A 699-nucleotide genomic window follows, 5' to 3' on the forward strand; every position below is an offset into this window, starting at 1 on the left:
GCGGCCGGGTCGGCCGGCAGGCAGGCGAACGCCCCGGTGCGGACGGCCAGCAGGCCACGGGCGCGGTGGAAGGCGACGCTGCCTGCGGGGAGGCGCGGGACCCGGCGGTGCAGGAACCAGGGAATGGTGATGAGCAGCGTCGCGGGCCACGCGTAGCGGTGCAGGCCGAAGGAGGCGACCACGTCCGGTCGGGCCCGGCGGCCGTAGTCCCGCTGTACCTGCGCGTCGTCCCAGGCGAGGAACGACTCGAGGGGGGCGCCGCCGGCCGCGAGATCGTCCGCGCTCACCCAGCCGGCGCCCTGCGGCAGCGGGCCGTCGAACTCCTCGATCCGCATGCTGGGCAGGACCTCCGCCAGCCGTGCGTAGGCGGGGGCGAGTGGGGATTCCGCGGCGGGTGCGGCGGAGGCTGGAGCGAGGGCGGTGAGGGCCATGCGGCGGTTCCCGATTCCACGATCGTTAGCAGGTAAGCCTAACCTTACCCGATCGTGTCGAGGTTTGATCTCCGGCACTCTCCGCCTATCGTGCTCTTCGGACATCAGGAGGGGACAGGAGGGGGCAGATGGAGCAGACCGGAGCGGAGCCGCTCATACGGACCGCCGGCCAGGGCACGGACCGCGCTGTTCCCGCGCAGCTGAGCCGCGGCGCACGGCAGCAGGGCCTGCCGCGGGCCGGCGAGTCCGCCCGCGGTGAGCACGTGCA

Annotated in this window: 1 pseudogene; it reads right to left on the reverse strand. The window is 73.8% G+C overall.

Annotated features, from left to right (window positions below):
* Positions 1 to 431: pseudogene (locus tag ACYVE9_RS29590) on the reverse strand (iron-sulfur protein); the annotation flags it as partial.
* Positions 432 to 699: the final 268 nt, after the last annotated feature.

It is taken from the genome of Streptomyces sparsus (assembly GCF_054776295.1).